At 62.7% G+C, this 5546-nt stretch carries 5 protein-coding genes; all 5 read left to right on the forward strand.

The window, feature by feature from the left end; translation table 11 throughout:
* The first annotated feature begins 153 nt into the window (after positions 1-153).
* Positions 154-1278 carry a DNA polymerase III subunit beta gene (gene dnaN, locus AC5RWX_RS29525; protein ID WP_494099782.1) on the forward strand — a complete coding sequence of 375 codons (1125 nt, stop codon included), beginning with the start codon at positions 154-156 and terminating at the stop codon, positions 1276-1278.
* 108 nt (positions 1279-1386) lie between these two features.
* Positions 1387-2271 (forward strand): phosphogluconate dehydrogenase (NAD(+)-dependent, decarboxylating), encoded by an 885-nt coding sequence (gnd, locus tag AC5RWX_RS29530; RefSeq protein WP_494099783.1) that lies wholly within the window; start codon positions 1387-1389, stop codon positions 2269-2271.
* Between the two features lie 45 nt (positions 2272-2316).
* The gene (recF, locus tag AC5RWX_RS29535; RefSeq protein WP_494099784.1) at positions 2317-3519 is read left to right on the forward strand and encodes a DNA replication/repair protein RecF; all 1203 of its coding nucleotides are present in this window, start codon (positions 2317-2319) and stop codon (positions 3517-3519) included.
* On the forward strand, positions 3512-4087 hold the full coding sequence (locus tag AC5RWX_RS29540) for a DciA family protein (protein WP_494099785.1): 576 nt from the start codon (positions 3512-3514) through the stop codon (positions 4085-4087). The genes recF and AC5RWX_RS29540 overlap by 8 nt, the downstream gene beginning before the upstream one ends.
* A 383-nt stretch (positions 4088-4470) precedes the next feature.
* Positions 4471-5546 (forward strand): ATP-binding protein (locus tag AC5RWX_RS29545; protein ID WP_494099786.1); only part of this gene is annotated, 1076 nt, incomplete at its 3' end.

Genomic DNA, 5546 nt, shown 5'->3' on the forward strand with positions numbered 1-5546 from the left:
TAAGCTGTCAGCAGCGCTCCCATCCTTGGGTTTCTGCGTGGTTCAGGCAGCTCGGACCACGCAAGTTCAGGTGCCGGGGCAACTCCCTTTGGAAATTCCTGCGGGAAGTTTCCGGAACACCATCGCAGCAGCTATGAAAGGCGGCACCCTTCCGTGAAGTTCAGAGTCGATCGGGACGTCCTGGCAGAAGCCGTCACCTGGACAGCCCGTTCGTTGTCTCCGCGGCCGCCCGTTCCCGTCCTCTCGGGCCTCCTTTTGAAGGCTGAAGCAGGCACGGTCAGCCTTTCGAGCTTTGATTACGAGACTTCCGCGAGGCTCGAAATCGCTGCTGACATCCGGGAGGAAGGCACCATCCTGGTGTCGGGACGCCTCCTTGCGGACATCTGCCGCAGCCTCCCCTCGGCTCCTGTCGACGTCGAGACCGACGGCAACAAGGTCACCCTGACCTGCCGCCGAAGCAGTTTCCACTTGGCCACCATGCCCGAGGCCGAGTACCCGCCGCTTCCGGCCCTGCCGGCCGTCAGCGGAACAGTTCCCGGGGACTCGTTTGCCCAGGCTGTCTCCCAGGTGATCATTGCTGCCAGCAAAGATGACACCCTGCCCATCCTCACTGGCGTTCGGATGGAGATCGAGGATGACCTCATCACGCTCCTCGCCACGGACCGCTACCGCCTCGCGATGCGTGAAGTTCCATGGAAACCGGTCACTCCCGGCATCTCCACCAGCGCCCTCGTCAAAGCAAAAACGCTGAACGAGGTGGCCAAAACCCTCGGCAACAGCGGCGACATCCACCTTGCCCTCTCCGATGACGACAGCCGCCTGATCGGCTTCGAAAGCGGCGGCCGCACCACCACCTCGCTGCTGGTGGACGGGGATTACCCGAAGATCCGCTCGCTCTTTCCGGATTCAACCCCGATCCACGCCACGGTGCAGACGCAGGAATTGGTTGAGGCAGTACGCCGCGTCTCGCTGGTGGCAGAACGTAACACCCCTGTCCGCCTGGCTTTCACCCAAGGCCTCTTGAATCTTGACGCGGGTACCGGCGAAGATGCCCAGGCCTCGGAAGAGCTGGAAGCCCAGCTTTCCGGTGACGACATCACAGTGGCCTTCAATCCCCACTACCTCGTGGAGGGCCTGAGCGTGATCGAAACCAAGTTCGTTCGCTTCTCCTTCACCACGGCACCGAAGCCGGCCATGATCACTGCCCAGGCAGATGCCGACGGCGAGGACCAGGACGACTACCGTTACCTCGTGATGCCGGTCCGCCTCCCCAACTAGGATGTACAAAGTGTCGTTATGGGTGGCCATAAACGACACTTACTGCTACCCAGTTGGACCAACCCATGGCATGTTGCCCATCCCCAGCGCAGAAAAGAGAGCTCCACGGTGCACATCGGACTGATCGGCCTTGGCAAAATGGGCTTCAACATGCGCGAACGCCTACGCAAGGGCGGTGTGGACGTCACCGGGTATGACCGCAACCCGGACGTCACCGATGCCGGCTCCATCGATGAACTCCTCGCCGCAGTTCCAAGTCCGCGGCTGATTTGGCTGATGGTTCCCGCCGGTGATATCACGAACGCCGTCATCAGGGAGCTCAGCGAAAAGCTTGACGAGGGCGACCTCGTCATCGACGGCGGCAACTCCCGCTTCACCGAGGACCAAAAGCACGGGGAACTCCTGGCCGTCAAGGGCATCCGTTTCGCGGACTGCGGGGTATCCGGCGGTGTGTGGGGCCTGCAGAACGGCTACGGACTCATGGCCGGCGGTGACGCAGCCGACATCGAGCGTGCCCTTCCGGTATTTGACGCCTTGCGCCCGGAGGGGGAACGCGAGGACAGCTTTGTCCATGTCGGCGGTATCGGTGCGGGCCACTACGCCAAGATGGTGCACAACGGCATCGAGTACGGCCTGATGCAGGCCTACGCCGAGGGGTACCAGCTCCTCGCCTCAAAGGACATCATCACCGATCTGCCAGGCACTTTCCGGGCTTGGCAAAAGGGCACTGTGGTCCGCTCGTGGCTGCTGGACCTGCTGGTTAAGGCCCTCGATGAAGACCCGGGCCTGCAGAACATCGACGATTACGTCGAGGATTCAGGCGAGGGCAGGTGGACCGTGGAAGAAGCCATTGCCAATGCGATTCCCGCGCCGGCCATTACCGCCGCGCTTTTCGCGCGCTTCGAATCCCGCGAAGACAGTTCCCCGGCCATGAAGATGGTCTCCGCACTGCGCCACCAGTTCGGCGGACACGCAACCCGTCCCGCCAAGTAGCCTCCACCGGGAACCTGCGAGGTTCCCAGAATTGCCGAAAACCGCGTGTACCTAGAACACCTTTCCCTGACTGACTTTCGCAGTTACGCGCAGGTCGACCTCGCCCTCGGCCCGGGTGTCACGGTTTTGGTGGGCTACAACGGCATCGGCAAGACCAACCTCATGGAGGCCATCGGCTACCTGGCCACCATGAGCTCCCACCGCGTCAGCTCGGACGGGCCGCTTCTGCGCTTCGGGGCTGACCGCGCGCTGGTCCGGGCCAGGTTGGTCCGCGGCGGGCAGATCACCGTCCTGGAGCTGGAAATCAACGCGGGGCGTGCGAACCGCGGACGCATAAACCGCAGTAATCCGGTCCGCGCCCGCGATCTGCTGGGCATCTGCCAGACAGTGCTCTTTGCCCCGGAAGACCTGGCATTGGTCAAAGGGGACCCCTCAAACCGGCGCCGCTTCCTCGATGAGCTGCTCGCGAGTCTCATTCCGCACCACGCGGCCACGCGCAGCGATTACGACCGGGTGCTGAAACAACGCAATGCCCTGCTGAAGTCTGCCCGTGCCGGGAAATTCACCTCCGCCCATGAGGCAACGCTGGACGTGTGGGACCAGCACATGGCCAGGGCCGGCGCTGAGCTGCTGTACGCGCGGCTTGAACTGGTGGAGCGGCTCCGCCCGCACGTTGCGCGTGCTTATGCTGAGCTGACTGACGGGTCAAAGCCTGCTGGCGCCCTTTACCGCTCCACCCTTCAAAACCAGATGGACGACGACGGCGCCCCATTGGTGCGCACTGCCGGCACCAACGCGGGAGCTACTTCAAAAGACGTGGAAGACCTGCGCCAGCTGACGGTGGATCAGCTGTCGGAACGGTACGTGCGCGCCTTCGCGGAAGCGCGCAAAAAAGAACTGGAACGGGGCATTTCCCTGGTAGGTCCGCACCGGGATGAACTGGAGCTGGTCCTGGGCCAGGCACCGGCCAAGGGGTATGCCTCCCACGGAGAAACGTGGTCCATGTGCCTGGCACTGCGGCTCGCCTCGTACTATGTGATGTTGGACGACGCCAGAACCGGCGGCTCAGCGCCCATCCTGATCCTCGACGACGTTTTTGCCGAGCTGGACGTCCAGCGCCGGCGTAAGCTGGCGGCAATAGTCTCGGGTGCGGAACAGGTCCTGGTGACCGCCGCCGTCGACGCCGATATACCGGAAGAGCTGTCCGGACGGCGGGTGAAGGTCATCGCGGGAGGTATCGATGAATAGGGACAACGAAAACGCCGGCGGCAAAGCTCCGCGCCGCGACGCCGACGGCCGCGCCCCGGACGACATCGACGCGCCCCAGGCTGCACTGAACAGAATGCGGGAGGCCGCCGCAGCACGAGGCGAGATCCGCCGGGCCGCACCGCGACCCGGATCCCAAAAGGCTAAAAAGGGCCTCCGCGACACCCGTGGTTTCAGCCAGTTCCACGCCACCGGCCGTGATCCCCTCGGCCTCGGCAAAGTAGTGGGCCGCTTGGTGGCCGAACGTGGCTGGACTTCACCGGTGGCAGTCGGGTCTGTCATGGCAGAGTGGGCCACCCTGGTGGGACCGGAGATTTCCGCCCACTGCACGCCCGAAAGCTTCACAGGAACTACCCTGCACGTCCGGTGCGATTCAACCGCATGGGCCACCCAGTTGCGGCTCCTCAGTATGAGCCTGCTGGAGAAATTCCGGGTGGAGCTTGGCGATGGAGTGGTCACCAGCATCCAGGTCCTTGGGCCCTCAGCGCCCAGCTGGCGCAAGGGCGGCAGGTCCGTCAACGGCCGGGGCCCCCGGGACACCTATGGATAAGCCCGCGTTGAACTCTTGATAATCCCCTGATCGGCGTGTAGCGCCCTGCAAGGGTCGGAGGCTGTATAGGCACCCGGAGACGGGACCGTTGGAGCGCCCAAGGCGTGGTCTACGGCCTGTAAAGGGCACATCGGCTGCCATCCACGCCCTTGGAATGCGGGGTTACTGCCCGTTTCGCGGTAGAATCGTCGAAGATAACTGGGCGCGGGTTAAACGTTGACTGAGTCCGTTTTCCGCGCGGTTCCAGCACGCGGACTTCGGATTCCGCCATCAGCTAGTAACCGGCTCTATAAGTTTGTGCCTGTTGGCGGATGACTTTCCTGATCGACTTGAGGAAAGGAATCAGCCGGCCATCATCGAGAACAGAGGAGTCGACAGCACCTGTGGCTAACGACAATACAGATATTCTGGCAGCTGAACCCGTAGTCGAGGATGCCCGCACGCCTGACACCCCGGGGGAAGCTGCCACTCCACGCGAGTACGGCGCGAGCGACATCACTGTTCTTGAAGGACTTGAGGCAGTGCGGAAGCGCCCGGGCATGTACATCGGTTCCACCGGACCCCGTGGACTCCACCACTTGGTCTACGAAGTGGTGGACAACTCCGTGGACGAGGCTCTGGCCGGCTACTGCACACATATTGAAGTAGTGCTCCAGGCCGATGGCGGCGTGAAAGTCGTGGATGACGGCCGTGGCATTCCGGTGGACATGCATCCAACCGAACACAAACCCACGGTGGAAGTGGTCATGACCATCCTGCACGCCGGTGGCAAGTTCGGCGGGGGTGGCTATGCCGTATCCGGTGGCCTGCACGGTGTGGGTATCTCCGTTGTTAACGCCCTTTCCAGCAGGGTGGACACCGAGGTCCGCCGCCAGGGCCACGTCTGGCGGATGTCCTTCGCCGACGGCGGCAAGCCCCAGGGCAGCCTGGTGAAGGGTGAGGAAACCGACGTTACGGGAACCACGCAGACGTTCTACCCTGACGCCGGGATCTTCGAGACCACCGAATTCGATTTCGAAACGCTGCGCGCCCGCTTCCAGCAGATGGCATTCCTCAACAAGGGCCTGCGCATCACGCTTACTGACGAACGCACCTCTGCCAGCGACAGCGAGGCCGACGCCGACCTGGACCTCGATGCTGTTGTCACCGAAGGCGAAGTAAGCGCCGAGCACCGCACCGTGGTTTACCAGTATGACGAAGGTCTGTTGGACTACGTCAAGCACCTGAACTCGGGCAAGAAGGTGGAAGTGGTCCACGAGGACGTCATCGCTTTCGAGACCGAGGACAAAGAGCGGCGGATTGCCCTGGAAATGGCGATGCAGTGGACCAACGCCTATTCCGAAAGCGTCCACACCTACGCCAACACCATCAACACGCATGAGGGCGGTACCCACGAAGAGGGTTTCCGCGCTGCCATGACGTCTTTGATCAACCGCTATGCGCGCGAAAAGGGGATCAT

Source organism: Arthrobacter sp. SPT-J7 (assembly GCF_059089965.1).

Excerpts from the sequence above, each read along its gene's own strand:
- AC5RWX_RS29540 (WP_494099785.1), top strand. The coding sequence starts at position 3,512 with ATGAATAGGGACAACGAAAACGCCGGCGGCAAAGCTCCGCGCCGCGAC.